Genomic DNA, 15,327 nt, shown 5'->3' on the forward strand with positions numbered 1-15,327 from the left:
GCTCCGGGCGGCGATCCGACGCAAGCGGTGGATCAGTCACCGTAATTGCTGAATGACACACCGCATTCGCGAGCAAGCCCGCTCCCACAAGGGAACAGTGTCACGACAGGCCACACAGCGACTTTACAGGCGCGAAGATGACCCGGCGTTCGCTCGACCGGCAGGCCAACGGCTTGTCGATCGAACGCCAGCCTCACCCCTGCGTGCCTGCTTTTTACGAGGTGAAACCATGACCCGTTCGACGCTCGGCGACTCTCAGGATTTTCACGTATTCATCGACGCCTATCGCCGCCAGTATCCGGACGATGTGCTGACCATCACCCAACCCCTTTCTGCCGATCAGGACGTCACCGCCCTGGTCGATGCCCTCGCCACTCAGGGCCGCGATCCGCTGCTGATCTGCGAAAACGTCGGTAACCTCGGTGTGCCGGTGGCGACCAATCTGTTCGCCTCCCGACGGCGTATCGCCCGGCTGTTCGGCGTCAGTGCCGCGCAGTTGCACGAAACCTTCCAGAACCGCGCCAACCAGCCGATCCCGCCACGCTACGTCGAAACCGGCCCAGTGCTCGACGAAGTCTTCGAAGGCGAAACCCTGGACCTGGCGCTGCTGCCGATGCTCAAGCATTTCGACAGTGATCGCGGCCCGTACATCACCAACGCGATCATCATCGCCGAGGACCCGCTCACCGGCATCGCCAACATGAGCTACCACCGCTCGATGCGTCATGCCCGTCAGGCCCTGGCCACCAGCCTGCATTCACGCGGGCATCTGTGGCGGATGTTGCAGACCGCCCGCGAACGTGGCGAAGAATTGCGCGTGGCCATGGTGGTCGGCGCACACCCGCTGTTCATGCTCGCCGCCGCTGCACGCCTGCCCTACGGCAGCGATGAACGCGCGGTGGCCGGCGGGCTGTTCGGTGCGCCGCTGGAACTGGTGAAGACTCCGCGCTACGGCATCGGCGTGCCGGCTTACGCCGAGTTTGTGCTCGAAGGCGCGATAGACCCGACGGCCTATGCCGAAGAAGGCCCGTTCGGCGAATTCAGCGGTTATTCCTCGGACCGCTCGACCAATAACGTGCTGCGCATCGACACCTTGTTGCGGCGCAAGGACGCGTGGCTGGTGGACGTAATGGGCGGACGCTACGCCGAACACCTGACCCTCGCGCGGCTGCCCCGTGAAGCGGAAATGAGCGAGAAACTCAAGGCGCGCTTTCCCGCCGTCACCGCCGTGCATTACCCGAACTCCGGCACGCATTTTCATTGCTACGTGGCGCTGGATCAGAGCCGTGACGGCGAGGCCCGGCAGATCATGCTGGCCCTGCTCGGCTGGGATCCGTACCTGAAAACCGTGATCGCGGTGGACAGCGATATCGACCTCACCGACGACAGCCAGGTGCTGTGGGCGCTGGCCACGCATTTCCAGCCGCACCTCGACATTTTCACCATCGACGGTTTGCCCGGGAGCCCGCTGGACCCGTCGTCCTCGGTCAATGGCACCACATCGCGGATGGGGCTGGATGCCACGCGTGGCTCGGGGTTCGACGGGATCAAGGCGCAGCTCGATCAGGACGTGATCGAACGCGCGCGGCAACTGCTTGAAGGTCTGCCATCGTGAACCGCCAGCGGATGGTGGTCGGCATCAGCGGCGCGTCCGGCTTCATCTACGGCGTGCGCCTGCTGGAGTTGCTGGCCGAGCTGAACATCGAAAGCCACTTGATCATCAGCCGCGCCGCGCTGCTGACCATGGCCCACGAAACCGACTACAAACTGGCCGACGTCACCGCTCTCGCCAGCCACTACCACCGCGCCGATGACGTGGCCGCCGGGATCGCCAGCGGTTCGTTCCGTTGCCTGGGCATGGTGGTTGCGCCGTGTTCAATGAGGACGCTGGCGGAGATCGCCACTGGCACGTCGTCGGGGCTGATCGGTCGCGCCGCCGACGTCACCCTCAAGGAGCGCCGCACTTTGGTGTTGATGGCCCGCGAGACGCCGTTGACCCTCGCCCACCTGCGCAACATGACCGCCGTCACCGAAATGGGCGGCATCATCGCCCCGCCGGTGCCGGCCTTCTACGCCCGCCCCGACAGCCTGGCGCAAATGGTCGACCACAGCCTCGGCCGCATCCTCGACCTGTTCGGCCTCGATGCCGCCGTCGCCCGCCGATGGCGAGAACCATCAATCACACAAATCACCTGTGGGAGCGGGCTTGCTCGCGAAGGCGGTGTGTCAGTCAGTGCTGAAATCGACTGACCCGCCGCCTTCGCGAGCAAGCCCGCTCCCACAAAAAGCAAATCTGCGTACATCAAGGAGCTGCATATGAACACCCCCTTCAACGCCCCGACCCCGAACACCAAAATCCCGGTCACCATCCTCACCGGGTTCCTCGGTGCCGGCAAAACCACCCTGCTCAATTACATCCTCAAGGAGAACCACGGCCGCAAGATCGCGGTGATCGAAAACGAGTTCGGCGAGGTCGGTATCGACGGCGATCTGGTGCTCAGTTCCGAGACCGAAGAAATCTACGAAATGGTCAACGGCTGCGTCTGCTGCACCGCCGAAGTCCGCGAAGATCTGGTGCGCATCGTCCGCGAACTGGTGGCGCGTCCGGTGCGACTCGACCACATCCTGATCGAGACCAGCGGCCTCGCCGACCCGTACCCGGTGGCCCAGAGCTTTTTCATCAACGACCCGATTGCCGAGGAAGTCGAACTCGACGCCATCGTGACCATGGTCGATGCCAAGCACATCGCCCAGCACCTGGAAGATCTGCAACTGGACGGCGTCGACAATCAGGCGGTGGATCAGATCGTCTGCGCCGACCGCATCGTCATCAACAAGGTCGATCTGGTCAGCGCTGAAGAGGTGGAAACCCTGCGCGGCAAGATCCGTGGATTGAACGCCACGGCGGATCTGGTGACCTCCACCCACGCGCAGATCGACCTGTCGAAAATCCTCGGCATCGGCGCCTTTGAATGCACGCAGAAGCTGATGGAAATCGGCGCGGATCAGCACAATCACGATCACCACGACCATGACCATCACGCTGAAGAGCCCGACCACGAGCACGACCCGAGCGTGTCTTCGGTGGGCATCGCCGTGGACGGCGCCGTCAACCTGATGGCGTTCCACCGCTGGATCAGCGAGTTGCGCAGTTCCCAAGCCGACAACCTGTACCGCATGAAAGGCGTGCTGGCGGTGGCCAACGAAGACCAGCGCTACGTGCTGCAAGGCGTGCACAGCCTGGTGGAGTTCCGCGCCTCGACCGCGTGGGGCAGCGAGCCGCGCTCGAGCAAGATCGTGTTCATCGGCCGCGACCTGGATCGGGCGGCGCTGAACCAGGGCTTCGCCGCCTGCCTGGCCGGCTGAAACCCGGCATCGGAGCCGGTGGATGGCGGCTTCGCAGCACGAATGACCGATGCCGGATTTCTTGAACAACACAAAACCTGTGGGAGCGGGCTTGCTCGCGAATGCGGTGGGTCATTGAACAGTGATGTCGACTGACACACCGCTTTCGCGAGCAAGCCCGCTCCCACAAGGATTGCGGTGTTTTGAAGACAGCATCAGACGAATACCCCGCTGTACCGAATAACAACAGCTAGAGGTGATTCCCCATGTCGTCAGCCAGTTCCTCCTCCACCGTCCACCCTGTCGACCGCGTATTGCCGGTGCGACAGATGCTCACCCTCGGCCTGCAGCACATGGCCGTCTCGTACATCGGCGCCATCGCCGTGCCGTTGATTGTGGCCAGTGCCCTGAAGATGTCCCACGCCGACACGGTGGTGCTGATCAGCACCACGCTGTTCTGCTCCGGCATCGCCACCCTGTTGCAGACCGTCGGTTTCTGGAAGTTCGGCGTGCGTTTGCCGATTCTGCAAGGCGTGGCGTTCAGCAGCGTCGGGCCGGTGATCGCCATCGGCAGCAACCCGGAGGTGGGATTCGCCGGGGTCTGCGGGGCGGTGATCGGCGCGGGGATTTTCACCATGCTGATCGCGCCGTTCGTGGGCCGCTTGCGACGGTTTTTCCCGCCGGTGGTAACTGGCTGCATCGTCACGGTGATCGGTCTGCAGCTGTTCCCGATTGCCTATGAATGGGTCGGCGGCGGGCGCAACGCGAGCAACTTCGGCGCGCCGGCGTTTCTCGCCGTGGCCGTGGTGGTGCTACTGACCATCCTGCTGGTCAACCGTTATGGCAGCCCGTTGCTGCGCAACATGGCGGTGCTGGTGGGGATGCTCGTGGGCGCTGGTCTGGCTTACGGCCTGGGCATGGGCAACTTTCACAGCGTCGAGGACGCGCCGTGGCTGACCGTGCCCTACCCGTTCTACTTCGGCTTGCCGACCTTCAGCCTGATCCCCATCGCCACCATGGTGGTGGTGATGATCGTGCAGATGGTCGAATCCATGGGGCTGTTCGTGGCCATCGGCGACATCGTCGACAAACCGGTCGAAGACAAACAGGTGATCAACGGCCTGCGCGCCAATGGCCTGGCCAGCACCATCGCCGGGATGTTCGCCGCGTTTCCGTTCATTGCCTTCATGGAGAACGTCGGGCTGGTGATCCTGACCGGCGTGCGCAGCCGCTGGGTGGTGGCGATCAGCGGCCTGTTGATGTGTTCGATTGCGCTGGTGCCGAAGGCCGGGGCGATCATCGCCTCGATGCCGACCGCCGCGCTGGGCGGTGCCGGCATCGCGATGTTCGGCGTGGTCGCGGCGGCGGGGATCCAGACCCTGGCCAAGGTCGACTACGAGCGCAATCGCTACAACGTGCTGATCGTCGGTTTCACCATCGCCGCCGCCCTGGTGCCGGTGCTCGCCCCGACCCTGTTCAAACAACTGCCCGAGTGGTCACAGCCGTTCCTGCACAGCAGCGTGGTCATCGCCTGCCTGGTGTCGGTGCTGCTCAACGCGGCGCTCAACGGCGTCAGCGTGCCAGAAACCACACCCGGCAAATCCGCCTCGCACATCCTCTGACTGGAGCTGCCCATGACTCAACTTCAAAACATCCTGATCAAGCACCCGGTGGCGGTGATGACCGGCCTGCGCGGACCCCGTGCCCGGGCCGGCGCCGTGGACATCCGCGTGGTCAACGGCCGGATCGCGGAAATGGCCGCCAACCTTGAGCCGCAACCCGGTGAGCGAGTGATCGACGCGCGTAATTCGGTGGTCTACCCGGGCTGGATCAACACCCACCATCACCTGTTCCAGAACCTGCTCAAAGCCGTGCCCGAAGGCTTGAATCAGGACCTGCAAGGCTGGCTGGCCAGCGTGCCCTACCCGCGCCTGAACCGCTTCACTCCGCAACTGGCGCGGATCGCCGCGCGGCTGGGGATGGTCGAACTGCAGCTGTCCGGCGTCACCACCTGCGCCGATCACCACTACCTCTACCACGCCCACGGCAGCACCGAGACCGGCGACCTGCTGTTCGACCTCGCCGAGGAATTCGGCCTGCGTTTCGTGCTCTGCCGTGGCGGTGCACTGGAGTCCGCCAGCGCACACCCGGGCTTCTCGAAAACCGCGCTGCAACCGGAATCCCTGGAGCAAATGGTCGGCGATATCGAACGGCTGAAATCGCGCTACCACCAGGACACCCCGGATGCCTTGCGCCGGGTGGTCGTGGCGCCAACCACGCCGACTTTCTCGCTGCCGCCAACGTTGTTGCGCGAACTGGCGCACACCGCCCGAGGCATGGGATTGCGCCTGCACACGCACCTGTCGGAAACCGAGAACTACGTGAACTTCTGCCGCGACAAGTACAACTGCCTGCCGGTGGAGTTCGTCGCCGAACACGAATGGCTCGGCCCCGACGTGTGGTTCGCCCACGCCGTGCACCTGCAACCGGGAGAAATCCGCATGCTCGCCCAGACCGGCACCGGCGTCTCCCATTGCCCGGTGAGCAACGCCCGGCTGGGCAGCGGTGTCGCGCCGATCCCGCAAATGTATGAGGCCGGCGTGCCGATCTCCCTCGGCGTCGACGGTGTGGCCTCCAACGAATCCGGAAGCATGGTCGGCGAAGCCAACACCGCGTGGCTGATCCACCGCGCCGAACAAGGCGCCTCGGCCACCACCGCCGAAGACGTCATTCACTGGGGCACGGCCGGCGGCGCGCAAGTGCTCGGCCTCGGCGCGGTCGGCACGCTGGAAGTCGGTCAGGCAGCGGATCTGGTGATCTACAGCCTCGACCACCCACGGTTCTACGGCTTCCACGACAGCGCCGTCGCACCGGTCGTCGCGGGTGAGCCGATCGCCGTGAAATACAGCCTGGTGGGTGGGCGGATCGTCGTCGACAACGGCGTGATTCCAGGGCTGGATATCGAGCGGATGCGAGCCGAGGCCTGGGAGGGTGTGCAGGCGATGATGAAGGTCGACGATTGATGCATGACCGGTGGGAGCGGCGGTGCGACGATTCGCCTCGTCAGCTCCCACCGGTGGCATTAGCGCCTTGCGCTTTTGTCGACTAACGTTAGTACCTCATCGGATTGAGCCCCTACCAGTTACACCGGGCTCTTGATCAAGGAGAGACTGATGACGTCCAACCGCCTCATCGAACAGACCTATCGCACTTGGTCCAGCCCCATTCTGCTGGAGCTGAAAAGGCGCGAGCACGAGATGGCGCCGGCCGAACGCCAGGCGCTCGAGAATGTGCTGGTGGAAAGACGATTGCTGGACGTTGGCAATCCGAAAGGCAGTAACCGTCGCAAGGGGTCGGCGATCAAGGAATAGCGCGTTGTCCCCCGGCCACCGCCGCCGAAGCAGCCAGCATCGCCCGCAGCAACACCGCACAGCCGGCCGCCAGATCGTCCGGCGCGGCGTTTTCGATTTCGTTGTGGCTGATGCCGCCTTCGCACGGCACGAAGATCATCCCGGCCGGGCCGAGTTCGGCGAGGAAAATCGCGTCGTGGCCGGCGCCGCTGACGATGTCCATGTGCGACAAGCTCAGACCTTTGGCGGCGCCGCGTACCGCTTCGACACAGCCTTTTTCAAAATAGAGCGGCGGGAAGTCGGCGGTCGGGGTCAGTTCATAGGTCAGGCCGTGCTCTTCGCAGGTCGCTTCGATGACTTGCCTGACCTCGGCGATCATCGAGTCGAGGCGTGCCGGTTCCAGGTGCCGGAAGTCGAGGGTCATGCGCACCTCGCCGGGGATGACGTTGCGCGAGCCGGGATAGGCTTGCAGGCAACCGACCGTGCCGCAGGCGTGGGGTTGATGACCGAGCGCTGCGCGATTGACTGCACCAACGATGACCGAGGCGCCGACCAGGGCGTCCTTGCGCAGGTGCATCGGGGTCGGGCCGGCGTGGGCTTCGACGCCGCGCAGTTTCAGGTCGAACCACTTCTGCCCCAGTGCGCCGAGCACTACGCCGATGGTTTTCTGTTCGTCCTCCAGGATCGGGCCTTGCTCGATATGTGCTTCGAAATAGGCGCCGACCTTATGCCCGCTGACCTTGCGCGGTCCGGCGTAACCGATGGCGTTCAGTGCTTCACCGACCGTAACGCCCTCGGCATCGACCTTGGCCAGGGTTTCTTCGAGGGTGAATTTTTCCGCGAACACGCCGGAGCCCATCATGCACGGGGCGAAGCGCGAGCCTTCTTCGTTGGTCCAGACCACCACTTCCAGCGGTGCCTCGGTTTCCACGCCCAAGTCGTTGAGGGTGCGCAGCACTTCGACCCCCGCCAGCACGCCGAAGCAGCCGTCGAACTTGCCGCCGGTAGGTTGGGTGTCGATGTGGCTGCCGGTCATCACCGGTGGCAGGTTCGGGTTGCGGCCGGGACGACGGGCGAAGATGTTGCCGACTTCATCGACCGTGACGCTGCAACCGGCGTCCTTGCACCACTGCACGAACAGGTCGCGGGCCTGGCGGTCGAGGTCGGTCAGGGCCAGGCGACAGACCCCGCCCTTGACCGTGGCGCCGAGTTTGGCCAGCTCCATGAGCGACGCCCACAAGCGGTCGCGGTTGATGTGCTGATGGGTCGATTGCAGAACGTCTACGGCTGCGTTCATGGGGATCTCCTCAGGCTGCTAGTTCCCACGCTCTGCGTGGGAATTCATCCATGGACGCTCTGCGTCCGCTGTGGGGACGCGGAGCGTCCCGGGCTGCATTCCCACGCGGAGCGTGGGAACGATCATTACAACGGCGATTTGACGGGCACCGGAGTCGCACGCATCGCGCACAACCCGTAATAGATCAACCCGCCCAGCGCCGAGCCGGTGAACCAGCCGTAGCTGTAGAACCAGCTGAACGCGCTGCTGCCCAGCGACAGCAGGGTCAGCACCACCGGCACGCCGAAGGCGATGAAGCCGGACCAGTTCCACGCCGGGTACACGTCGTCGCGGTACAGGCCGGCCAGGTCCAGTTGCTGTTTCTTGATCAGGAAATAGTCCACCACCATGATCCCGGCGATCGGCCCGAGCAGGCTGGAATAGCCCAGCAGCCAGTTCGAATACACGGTTTCCAGGCTGACATCGGAGACGATCAGCCCGAGTTTCTTCAGCAGTTCGTGGCCCATGAGTACCAGGCCGACGAACCCGGTGAGGATCACCGCTTTGGTGCGGTTGATCACCTTCGGCGCGATGTTCTGGAAGTCGTTGGTTGGCGAGACGATGTTGGCGGCGGTGTTGGTCGACAGCGTGGCGATGATGATCAGTGCCATGGCTACCGCGACCCACACCGGGCTCTGGATGTGGCCGATCAAAGTCACCGGATCGGAGACGCTGACGCCCACCAGCTTCACCGAGGCGGCGGTCATCACCACGCCCAGTGCGGCGAACAGGAACATGGTCAGCGGCAGGCCGAAAATCTGCCCGAGGATCTGATCCTTCTGACTACGGGCATAACGACTGAAGTCGGGAATGTTCAGCGACAACGTGGCCCAAAAACCGACCATCGCCGTCAGCCCGGCGGCGAAGTAACTGACCACACTCGCGCCCTCGGGACGCTTCGGCGGAATCGCCAGCAATTCAGTCATCGACACATTCGGCATGGCCCACACCAGCAGTCCGATGCCGACTGCCACCAGCAGCGGTGCCGACAGGGTTTCCAGCCATTTGATCGACTCGGCGCCACGGATCACCACCCACAGGTTGAGCGCCCAAAAGATCATGAAACCGATCACCTCCCCCGTCCCGCCGAGGGATTTCCAGCCCTCGAACACCGAGCCGAGAAACAGGTGAATCGCCAGCCCGCCGAACATGGTCTGGATGCCGAACCAGCCGCACGCCACCAGCGCGCGGATCAGGCACGGCACGTTGGAGCCGAGAATTCCGAACGACGAACGCAGCAGCACCGGAAACGGAATCCCGTATTTGGTGCCGGGAAACGCGTTGAGCGTAAGAGGGATCAGGACGATGACGTTGGCAAACAGAATCGCCAGCAAGGCCTCGCCGACGCTCAGGCCGAAATACGCGGTGAGGACGCCGCCGAGGGTGTAGGTCGGCACGCAGATCGACATGCCGACCCACAGCGCGGTGATGTGCCATTTGTTCCAGGTTCGTTCGCGCACCTTGGTCGGTGCCATGTCGTGGTTGTAACGGGGACTGTCGAGGACGTCGCTGCCGGCTTCGAGTTCGAACAAGCCGTCGCGCTCGGTCACTTGCGATCTGTTCTGTTGCATGGCCGCTCCACTGTTCTTCTGATTATTTTTTTGCTCATCAGACGGCTGCACACGCAGGTGCGAGCCGGACGATGGCCGGAGGAACTGACAACTTTCATGCACCGGCCATGGTGTCAGCGGCGGCATCAATAAACGTGCCGGGTGCCCCGCTTGCGCATCGGGCCGTGCCTCTATTTTTTTGCAACTGACTGATGTTCATCAGTTTTAATTATTCACCTGGTGAGGCCGCGAAAACTTGACTGAACACTCAGGCTAAATGCCAGGCAAGTTGTCCGAACTGTCAGGACTCAATCTGGTGCACTGCATTATTTTTCTTCGGGAAGCATCACTCTCCGCTCAACTTCAAGCGGCTGATTTCACATAGGAAATCTTGCTCATATTTCCAACCTGTCAAGTGCGTCAAAATGGTGAAGCGCCTCACCATTTTGGTGATTTTGTATTTTTATCGTTATTTTTCAATGCTTTAAAATAGTCATAAGCTTATAAAAAATAATCTTGATCAATTGCAGAACTGCGACTAGCGTCTATTCCTGACAGCGCTGACAAGATTACGCATTTGGCGCTGCAAACAATAAAACACTAGAACCGGCACAAGTCGGTCATGCCTGCGAGGAACTCGGAATGTCTCTGTTGATCCGTGGCGCCACCGTTGTTACCCATGATGAAAGTTACCGCGCCGATGTCTATTGCGCTGACGGCGTGATCAAAGCCATTGGTGAAAACCTGGATATTCCCGCCGGCGCCGAAGTGCTCGACGGCAGCGGCCAATATTTGATGCCCGGCGGCATCGATCCGCACACCCACATGCAACTCCCGTTCATGGGCACCGTGGCCAGCGAAGACTTCTACAGCGGCACCGCCGCAGGCCTGGCCGGCGGCACCACCTCGATCATCGATTTCGTGATTCCTAATCCGCAGCAGTCACTGCTCGAAGCCTTTCACCAGTGGCGTGGCTGGGCGGAAAAATCGGCGTCCGACTATGGCTTTCACGTCGCGATCACATGGTGGAGCGAGCAGGTGCGCGAGGAAATGGCCGAGCTGGTTAGCCATCACGGGATCAACAGCTTCAAGCATTTCATGGCCTACAAGAACGCGATCATGGCCGCCGACGACACGCTGGTGGCGAGCTTCGAGCGCTGCCTGGAACTCGGCGCCGTGCCGACCGTGCACGCGGAAAACGGCGAGCTGGTCTATCACCTGCAACGCAAGTTGATGGCCCAGGGCATCACCGGGCCGGAAGCGCATCCGCTGTCGCGGCCGTCGCAGGTTGAAGGTGAAGCCGCGAGCCGGGCGATCCGTATAGCGGAAACCATCGGCACGCCGCTGTACCTGGTGCACGTCTCGACCAAGGAAGCCCTCGACGAAATCACCTATGCCCGCAGCAAGGGTCAACCGGTCTACGGCGAAGTGCTGGCCGGGCATCTGCTGCTGGACGACAGCGTCTACCAGCACCCGGACTGGCAGACCGCCGCGGGTTACGTGATGAGCCCGCCGTTCCGCCCGCGCGGGCATCAGGACGCGCTGTGGCATGGTTTGCAAAGCGGCAACCTGCACACCACCGCCACCGACCATTGCTGCTTCTGCGCCGAGCAGAAAGCCGCCGGCCGCGACGACTTCAGCAAGATCCCCAACGGCACCGCCGGCATCGAAGACCGCATGGCGGTGTTGTGGGATGAAGGGGTGAATTCGGGACGGTTGTCGATGCAGAACTTCGTCGCCCTCACCTCCACCAACACTGCAAAAATCTTCAACCTCTACCCGCGCAAGGGCGCGATCCGCGTCGGCGCCGATGCCGACCTGGTGCTGTGGGATCCGCAAGGCACGCGCACCATCTCCGCCAAGACCCACCATCAGCAGGTGGACTTCAACATCTTCGAAGGCAAGACCGTGACCGGTGTGCCGAGCCATACCGTCAGCCAGGGCCGGGTGGTCTGGGCCGATGGAGACCTGCGCGCCGAGCGTGGCGCGGGCCGCTATATCGAACGGCCGGCGTATCCGGCGGTGTTTGATTTGCTGAGCAAACGGGCTGAGATGCACAGGCCTGTGGCCGTCAAGCGCTGATCCCCGATCGTTCCCACGCTCTGCGTGGGAATGCAGCCCGTGACGCTCCGCGTCACTGGACGCGGAGCGTCCCTTGAGGCATTCCCACGCGGACGGTTCGACGCCTCGACGTGGGAACGATCAAAAAACCACTGCCCGACAGAGGCAGAAAACCTCAAATAACCGTGAGGCAAAAAACCGTGATCGAGACCCTGAACCATCTCCCGCACCCGCACGAAAGTGCGGCCGCCCTCGCCGGCCATTTCACCGATCTGGCGCCGCCGCTCAACGACCGTCAGGCGCATCTGGAAGCCTCGCGCTGCCTGTATTGCTACGACGCGCCGTGCGTGAATGCGTGCCCGAGCGAGATCGACATTCCGTCGTTCATCCGCAATATCCATCAGGACAACGTGCCCGGCGCGGCTCAGAAAATCCTCTCGGCGAACATCCTCGGCGGCAGTTGCGCGCGGGTCTGTCCGACCGAAATCCTCTGCCAACAAGCCTGCGTGCGCAACAACGCCCACGAATGCGCGCCGGTGCTGATCGGCCTGCTGCAACGTTACGCCGTGGACAACGCGCATTTCACCGAGCACCCGTTCCAGCGCGCCGCCGCTACCGGCAAACGCATCGCAGTGGTCGGGGCTGGTCCGGCGGGTTTGTCCTGTGCCCATCGCAGCGCCATGCACGGTCACGACGTGGTGATTTTCGAAGCGCGGGAGAAGGCCGGCGGGCTCAACGAATACGGGATCGCCAAGTACAAACTGGTCGACGACTACGCACAGAAGGAACTGGATTTTCTCCTGCAAATCGGCGGCATCGAAATCCGTCACGGCCAGAAACTCGGTGAAAATCTTACCCTCAGCGAACTGCATCAACAGTTCGACGCGGTGTTCCTCGGCCTCGGCCTGAACGCCAGCAAGCAACTCGGCCTGGCCCACGAAGACGCGCCCGGCCTGCTCGCCGCCACCGACTACATCCGCGAACTGCGCCAGGCCGATGACCTGTCGCAACTGCCGCTGGCCGAACATTGCATCGTCCTTGGCGCCGGCAACACCGCCATCGACATGGCCGTGCAAATGGCTCGCCTCGGCGCCCGTGACGTCAATCTGGTCTATCGCCGTGGCGCGGCGGACATGGGCGCAACCGGCCATGAACAGGACATCGCCAAGGCCAATCAGGTGCGGCTGCTGACCTGGGCGCAACCGGACGAAGTGCTGCTCGACGCTCAAGGCAAAGTGCGCGGCATGCGCTTCGCCCGCACGCATCTGGTGGACGGTCGCCTGCAAACCACTGGCGAAACGTTCGAGCTGGCCGCCGATGCGATCTTCAAAGCCATCGGCCAGGCCTTCGACGGCAGTGCCCTCGCCGACCCGCTGGCCCGCGAACTCAAGCATCAGGGCGAACGGATTCAGGTCGATGAAAACCTGCGCACCAGCATCCCCGGCGTGTATGCCGGCGGTGACTGCACCAGCCTCGATCAGGACCTGACCGTGCAAGCGGTGCAACACGGCAAGCGCGCCGCCGAGGCGATCAACGCTCAACTGATGCTCAATGTGGAGGCTGCGTAAATGGCCGATCTCTCGATTGTCTTCGCCGGTATCAAAGCCCCCAATCCGTTCTGGCTGGCCTCCGCGCCGCCGACCGACAAGGCCTACAACGTGGTGCGCGCCTTCGAGGCCGGCTGGGGCGGCGTGGTCTGGAAAACCCTGGGTGAAGACCCGGCGGCGGTCAACGTGTCGTCGCGCTACTCGGCGCATTACGGCAACAACCGCGAAGTGCTGGGCATCAACAACATCGAACTGATCACCGACCGATCGCTGGAAATCAACCTGCGGGAAATCACTCAGGTGAAGAAGGACTGGCCGGATCGCGCGCTGATCGTGTCGCTGATGGTGCCGTGCGTAGAAGAGTCGTGGAAACACATCCTGCCGCTGGTGGAAGCCACCGGCGCTGACGGCATCGAGTTGAATTTCGGCTGCCCCCACGGCATGCCCGAGCGCGGCATGGGCGCGGCGGTCGGTCAGGTGCCGGAGTACGTCGAGCAGGTCACGCGCTGGTGCAAGACCTATTGCTCGCTGCCGGTGATCGTCAAGCTGACACCGAACATCACCGACATCCGCGTCGCCGCCCGCGCCGCACACCGGGGCGGCGCCGATGCGGTGTCGCTGATCAACACCATCAACTCGATCACCAGCGTCGACCTCGAACACATGGTCGCCCTGCCCACCGTCGGCAGCAAAAGCACCCACGGCGGTTATTGCGGCTCGGCGGTCAAGCCGATCGCGCTGAACATGGTTGCGGAAATCGCTCGTGACCCGCAGACCCAGGGCCTGCCGATCTGCGGCATTGGCGGCATTGGCAGTTGGCGCGATGCAGCGGAGTTCATCGCTTTGGGCAGCGGCGCGGTGCAGGTGTGCACGGCGGCGATGCTGCATGGTTTCCGGATTGTCGATGAGATGAAGGATGGCTTGTCGCGGTGGATGGACAGTCAGGGTTACACCAGCATCGCCGATTTTTCCGGGCGCGCGGTGGGTAACACCACGGACTGGAAGTACCTGGACATCAACTATCAGGTGATCGCGAAGATCGACCAGGAGGCGTGTATTGGTTGCGGGCGTTGCCACATTGCCTGCGAGGACACCTCACACCAGGCGATCAGCAGCCTGAAACAGGCCGATGGCACGCATCAATATGAAGTGATCGATGATGAGTGTGTGGGGTGCAATCTGTGCCAGATCACTTGTCCGGTAGCGGATTGCATCGAGATGGTGCCGATGGAGACGGGCAAGCCGTTTCTGGACTGGAATCATGATCCGAGGAATCCGTATCACGTTGCTGTCTAGATTGATCGTTCCCAAGTCGAGGCGTCGAACCGTCCGCGTGGGAATGCAGCCCGGGACGCTCTGCGTCCCACTGGAACGCGGAGCGTCCCTTGAGGCGTTCCCACGCAGAGCGTGGGAACGATCAGTTACGGCTCCAACCCTATCCCCCGCAAAATCACGCTAGTCACCGTCTGCACCGCCCGCTCGAATTGCATGTCCGACAACGGCTGGTGCTCATTCAAAATATTCACCTGATGATCGAAGTCGGCATAGTGCTGCGTCGACGCCCAGATCATGTACAACAAACTCGACGGCTCCACCGGCAGAATCCGCTTGTCCTCCACCCACTGCCGGATCTTCGCCTCCTTCATCTTCGCCCAGTCATACAGGCTGACATCCAGCGCCTCGCCAAGGGTCGGCGCGCCATGGATGATTTCGTTGGCCCAGACTTTCGAGCCATACGGCCGGCTGCGCGAGTGGTTCATCTTGGCGCGGATGTAGCTGCTGAGCACCACGCGCGGATCGTCGAACATCTCGAAGCACAGCGCGTCCTGCTTCCACACTTCCAGCAGGTCGAACAGCACCGCGCTGTACAGCTCGCTCTTGGTCGAAAAGTAGTAATGCAGGTTGGATCGCGGCAGCTGCACTTCAGCGGCAATGTCGGCCATGGCGGTGCCGCCGAAACCTTTTTCGGCGAAGACTTTTTCCGCCGCCAGCAGGATCTTGTCGACGTTGGTGCGGCGGATTTCGATCTTGTGATTGCCCATGAGGGCTCCCTGAAGACAACGTTGTTGAAGACTAGCATCCGCTCTGGGCAAGGGGCGACAGCCGAGAACGATTCTTCACACACTTGGGCTTTTTTC

The 15,327-nt window shown here is 62.7% G+C and carries 12 protein-coding genes; 9 read left to right on the plus strand and 3 right to left on the minus strand.

The window, feature by feature from the left end; genetic code table 11:
- Window positions 1-229: 229 nt before the first annotated feature.
- The 6 genes from ABTV87_RS17585 to ABTV87_RS17610 all read left to right on the plus strand — a co-directional run bounded on the left by ABTV87_RS17585 (window position 230) and on the right by ABTV87_RS17610 (window position 6,716).
- Window positions 230-1,615 carry a UbiD family decarboxylase gene (locus ABTV87_RS17585; RefSeq protein ID WP_433898019.1) on the plus strand — a complete coding sequence of 462 codons (1,386 nt, stop codon included), beginning with the start codon at window positions 230-232 and terminating at the stop codon, window positions 1,613-1,615.
- Between the two features lie 11 nt (window positions 1,616-1,626).
- On the plus strand, window positions 1,627-2,250 hold the full coding sequence (locus tag ABTV87_RS17590) for a UbiX family flavin prenyltransferase (protein ID WP_433899868.1): 624 nt from the start codon (window positions 1,627-1,629) through the stop codon (window positions 2,248-2,250).
- 66 nt (window positions 2,251-2,316) lie between these two features.
- Complete coding sequence (locus ABTV87_RS17595) at window positions 2,317-3,366, plus strand: CobW family GTP-binding protein (protein WP_433898020.1); 1,050 nt, start codon at window positions 2,317-2,319, stop codon at window positions 3,364-3,366.
- Between the two features lie 245 nt (window positions 3,367-3,611).
- The gene (locus ABTV87_RS17600; RefSeq protein WP_007952866.1) at window positions 3,612-4,967 is read left to right on the plus strand and encodes a nucleobase:cation symporter-2 family protein; all 1,356 of its coding nucleotides are present in this window, start codon (window positions 3,612-3,614) and stop codon (window positions 4,965-4,967) included.
- A 12-nt stretch (window positions 4,968-4,979) separates the two neighbouring features.
- The gene (locus ABTV87_RS17605) at window positions 4,980-6,368 is read left to right on the plus strand and encodes an amidohydrolase family protein (RefSeq protein WP_433898021.1); all 1,389 of its coding nucleotides are present in this window, start codon (window positions 4,980-4,982) and stop codon (window positions 6,366-6,368) included.
- Between the two features lie 150 nt (window positions 6,369-6,518).
- On the plus strand, window positions 6,519-6,716 hold the full coding sequence (locus tag ABTV87_RS17610) for a hypothetical protein (RefSeq protein WP_433898022.1): 198 nt from the start codon (window positions 6,519-6,521) through the stop codon (window positions 6,714-6,716).
- Here ABTV87_RS17610 and ABTV87_RS17615 read toward each other — a convergent pair.
- Together ABTV87_RS17615 and ABTV87_RS17620 are read right to left on the minus strand one after the other, a co-directional pair.
- On the minus strand, window positions 6,706-7,992 hold the full coding sequence (locus ABTV87_RS17615; RefSeq protein WP_433898023.1) for a Zn-dependent hydrolase: 1,287 nt from the start codon (window positions 7,990-7,992) through the stop codon (window positions 6,706-6,708). The two genes, ABTV87_RS17610 and ABTV87_RS17615, sit on opposite strands and share 11 nt — an antisense overlap.
- A gap of 125 nt (window positions 7,993-8,117) precedes the next feature.
- Window positions 8,118-9,602: an NCS1 family nucleobase:cation symporter-1 gene (locus tag ABTV87_RS17620; protein ID WP_433898024.1), complete on the minus strand. Its 1,485-nt coding sequence runs from the start codon at window positions 9,600-9,602 to the stop codon at window positions 8,118-8,120.
- Between the two features lie 621 nt (window positions 9,603-10,223).
- On the opposite strand from ABTV87_RS17620, the gene hydA reads away from it, so the two are divergent.
- The 3 genes from hydA (at window position 10,224) to preA (ending at window position 14,485) form a co-directional block, all read left to right on the plus strand.
- Window positions 10,224-11,663 (plus strand): dihydropyrimidinase, encoded by a 1,440-nt coding sequence (gene hydA / locus ABTV87_RS17625; protein WP_433898025.1) that lies wholly within the window; start codon window positions 10,224-10,226, stop codon window positions 11,661-11,663.
- A gap of 179 nt (window positions 11,664-11,842) precedes the next feature.
- The gene (locus tag ABTV87_RS17630) at window positions 11,843-13,210 is read left to right on the plus strand and encodes an NAD(P)-dependent oxidoreductase (RefSeq protein ID WP_433898026.1); all 1,368 of its coding nucleotides are present in this window, start codon (window positions 11,843-11,845) and stop codon (window positions 13,208-13,210) included.
- A complete protein-coding gene (gene preA, locus ABTV87_RS17635) occupies window positions 13,211-14,485 on the plus strand; it encodes an NAD-dependent dihydropyrimidine dehydrogenase subunit PreA (protein WP_433898027.1) in 1,275 nt (424 codons plus the stop codon). It abuts the gene before it with no gap.
- A 125-nt stretch (window positions 14,486-14,610) separates the two neighbouring features.
- Here preA and ABTV87_RS17640 read toward each other — a convergent pair whose 3' ends face one another.
- On the minus strand, window positions 14,611-15,231 hold the full coding sequence (locus ABTV87_RS17640) for a TetR/AcrR family transcriptional regulator (RefSeq protein ID WP_007952885.1): 621 nt from the start codon (window positions 15,229-15,231) through the stop codon (window positions 14,611-14,613).
- Between the last annotated feature and the right edge of the window lie 96 nt (window positions 15,232-15,327).

Origin of the sequence: Pseudomonas sp. PSE1(2024), from assembly GCF_050990555.1 — a bacterium.
Lineage (GTDB): Bacteria > Pseudomonadota > Gammaproteobacteria > Pseudomonadales > Pseudomonadaceae > Aquipseudomonas > Aquipseudomonas aphyarum.

What these genes read in the sequence shown, in the direction of transcription:
- ABTV87_RS17585 (WP_433898019.1), top strand. Translation starts at nt 230, where the DNA reads ATGACCCGTTCGACGCTCGGCGACTCTCAGGATTTTCACGTATTCATC.
- ABTV87_RS17590 (WP_433899868.1), top strand. Translation starts at nt 1,627, where the DNA reads ATGGTGGTCGGCATCAGCGGCGCGTCCGGCTTCATCTACGGCGTGCGC.
- ABTV87_RS17595 (WP_433898020.1), top strand. Translation starts at nt 2,317, where the DNA reads ATGAACACCCCCTTCAACGCCCCGACCCCGAACACCAAAATCCCGGTC.
- ABTV87_RS17600 (WP_007952866.1), top strand. Translation starts at nt 3,612, where the DNA reads ATGTCGTCAGCCAGTTCCTCCTCCACCGTCCACCCTGTCGACCGCGTA.
- ABTV87_RS17605 (WP_433898021.1), top strand. Translation starts at nt 4,980, where the DNA reads ATGACTCAACTTCAAAACATCCTGATCAAGCACCCGGTGGCGGTGATG.
- ABTV87_RS17610 (WP_433898022.1), top strand. Translation starts at nt 6,519, where the DNA reads ATGACGTCCAACCGCCTCATCGAACAGACCTATCGCACTTGGTCCAGC.
- ABTV87_RS17615 (WP_433898023.1), bottom strand. Translation starts at nt 7,992, where the DNA reads ATGAACGCAGCCGTAGACGTTCTGCAATCGACCCATCAGCACATCAAC.
- ABTV87_RS17620 (WP_433898024.1), bottom strand. Translation starts at nt 9,602, where the DNA reads ATGCAACAGAACAGATCGCAAGTGACCGAGCGCGACGGCTTGTTCGAA.
- hydA (WP_433898025.1), top strand. Translation starts at nt 10,224, where the DNA reads ATGTCTCTGTTGATCCGTGGCGCCACCGTTGTTACCCATGATGAAAGT.
- preA (WP_433898027.1), top strand. Translation starts at nt 13,211, where the DNA reads ATGGCCGATCTCTCGATTGTCTTCGCCGGTATCAAAGCCCCCAATCCG.
- ABTV87_RS17640 (WP_007952885.1), bottom strand. Translation starts at nt 15,231, where the DNA reads ATGGGCAATCACAAGATCGAAATCCGCCGCACCAACGTCGACAAGATC.